At 63.2% G+C, this 2,673-nt stretch carries 2 protein-coding genes; one reads left to right on the top strand and one right to left on the bottom strand.

What is annotated here, in order from left to right:
- Positions 1-150 precede the first annotated feature (150 nt).
- Positions 151-1,380 carry a TerC family protein gene (locus tag CEX87_RS26845; RefSeq protein ID WP_094289870.1) on the bottom strand — a complete coding sequence of 410 codons (1,230 nt, stop codon included), beginning with the start codon at positions 1,378-1,380 and terminating at the stop codon, positions 151-153.
- Between the two features lie 162 nt (positions 1,381-1,542).
- On the opposite strand from CEX87_RS26845, the gene CEX87_RS26840 reads away from it, so the two are divergent.
- Positions 1,543-2,307, top strand: coding sequence for an SDR family NAD(P)-dependent oxidoreductase (locus CEX87_RS26840; protein ID WP_064426837.1), 765 nt, complete (start codon positions 1,543-1,545; stop codon positions 2,305-2,307).
- The last annotated feature ends 366 nt before the right edge of the window (positions 2,308-2,673 follow it).

Raw genomic sequence — 2,673 nt, 5'->3', positions numbered from 1 at the left:
GGCGATCAACCCGGACAGCTCGCGGTCCATCGCCGCGATCCGCTGGCTGACCCGTTCCACCGACATACTCGAACACTAGTTCGACCCACCGACAACCCAACCCCATCTGTGACCACAGAAACCAAAGAGACAAAAGTGATTTGCCGTGCGCTATGGGGCGGTGAGCCCCTTGGAAGTGAAGGGCTCAGCTTCGCCACGGTCGACCGCCTCATCGTGCTTGGCGGCTGCGCGATCGAGTAGCTCGATGAGCGCATCTTCGTCACGAACCAGCTGCCGGTACTTGGGACCGAGCGCGAGAATCTGGTCACGCTCGCGAAGAAGCGCCTTGAAGATGCGTTCGCGTTCCTCAGCGCTGCTGGTGTACTCGGAATCAAGGTAGGCCCGCGCGTGCCGGCGAGCGTTGGCGATCGCCGTCTGGGCCGTTCCCCTCTTACTGAACAGCGATGCGACGACGGTGACGACGAGGACTCCGATGATGACCGAGAGCGAGAGGCCGGTGCTGACTTCCACGACCGTGACGGGTTCTCCGTCGTTGATGAATGGCACGTTGTTCTCGTGCAGCGCATGCAGAATCAGCTTCACACCGATGAACGCCAGGATCGCCGCCAGACCGTAGGAAAGGTAGATCAACCGGTCGAGCAGGCCGTCGATGAGGAAGTACAGCTGCCGAAGGCCCAGTAGCGAGAACGCCGTCGCGGTGAAGACGATGTAGACGTTCTGGGTCAGACCGAAGATCGCCGGGATCGAGTCGAGAGCGAAAAGGATATCTGTGCCGCCGACGGCGACCATGACCAGCAGCATCGGCGTCATCGCGCGCTTGCCGTCCAAGGTCGTGAACAGCTTGTCGCCGTCGTAGTGCTCGGTGGTGTGAAAGAGCTTCCGCGCCAGCCGAATGATGAAGTTGTCGGCGGTCTCGGAGTCGCTGTTGTTCGGTGCCAGCATGTTGCCCGCGGTGATCAGAAGGATCAACCCGAACGCGTAGAAGACCCAGGCGAAGGTGTTGATCAGCGCAGCGCCGAGGAAGATGAAGCCGGTCCGCGCGATCAACGAGAACACGATGCCGAACAGCAGCACCTTCTGCTGGTCCTCGCGCGGCACGCGGAAGCTGCTGATGATGATCAAGAAGACGAAGAGGTTGTCGACCGACAGCGCTTTCTCGGTGATATATCCCGCGAAATACTCGCCACCGGGGTCGACGCCCCCGAAGATCAACACACCGACCCCGAACAGCACCGCGATCCCGACGTACAACGCCGACCAGATGGCCGCCTCTTTGAGGGTCGGGACGTGGGCCTTTCGCACATGGAAGAAGAAGTCGAACGCCAAGAGTCCGACGATGGCGGCGATCGTCAGCGCCCACACCCACCCGGGTACGACCATGCGTTACTCGCTATCCCTCACCGGAACCGACTGCCCCTAGTGGTGCCCGCAATGGCCGGTTCGAACCCTCGGCCGGGCGAGCACCGCCAGCCCAACGCCACGAACCCCACACATTACGGTTGGTCGAGCACAGCTTCCACGATAGACAGGAGAACGTCGAAGATGACGATTCTGGACCGCTTTCGACTCGACGACAAGGTCGTCGTCATCACCGGCGCATCGTCCGGGCTTGGAGTGTCGTTCGCCGAGGCGGTTGCACAAGCCGGTGCGGATGTGGTGCTGGCAGCCCGACGCGCCGAAAAGCTGGAAATCACAGCAGAACTCGTCAGGGCCGCCGGCAGGCGCGCTCTCAACGTCCAAACCGACGTCGCCGACCCCGATCAGTGCACGGCGCTCGTCGACGCCGCAATGCAGGAGTTCGGCCGCGTCGATGTGTTGGTGAACAACGCAGGAGTCGGCACCGCTGTGCCTGCCACTCGGGAGACGCCTGAAGAGTTCCGCAAGGTCGTCGATGTCAACCTCAACGGCTCGTACTGGGCCGCCCAAGCGTGCGGGCGGGTGATGCAGCCGGGCAGTTCGATCATCAACATCTCCAGCGTCTTGGGTCTGACCACCGCGGCGCTCCCCCAGGCCGCCTACAGCGCCAGCAAGGCCGCGATCGTCGGCCTCACCCGCGACCTCGCCCAACAGTGGGGCGAGCGCAAGGGAATCCGCGTCAACGCCCTGGCACCGGGCTTCTTCAAATCCGAGATGACCGACGAGTACAAGCCGGGCTATCTGGACCGCACCCTGGCCGACCGCGTCGTTTTCAAGCGCTTGGGTGAGCCGCACGAGCTGTCGGCCGCCGTCGTCTGGCTGGCATCCGAGGCCGGCGGCTACGTCACCGGTCAGACCATCGTGGTGGACGGTGGCGTGACAATCACGTAGTCGTCTCGTAACCCGTTCGCTTCGGTCACGAAACGCGTACAGGACCGCCAGCACCGCAGTGTGGGTGATTCCATTGACCCCGGCGGCTCGCGGATGACGGCCGGAAGGTTGCTTATGGGTTCGCTCGGACTGCCGTTTTGGGTGGGTCTGCTGGTCGTGGTCGCGGCCCTGGGCGCCTTGTGCGGATTCGCCGCGACGACGGCCATGCGGCGGAGCAAGCGACATACGCGGCGCATGTTTGAATCGCCCTGGAAATGTTGGAGGCTCCTGACCTTGGAAACGAGGATGCAGGTATGCCGAAGGAACAGTCTGCCGGGAAGCCCACGACGCGCCGTTACAGCCCTGAGGAGAAGGCCGCCGCGGTCC

The sequence above is a fragment of the Mycobacterium lehmannii genome (genome assembly GCF_002245535.1).
Taxonomy (GTDB): Bacteria; Actinomycetota; Actinomycetes; order Mycobacteriales; family Mycobacteriaceae; genus Mycobacterium; species Mycobacterium lehmannii.
The sequence above is the reverse complement of the archived record's forward strand: the minus strand, read 5'-3'. Positions and strand labels throughout refer to the sequence as shown.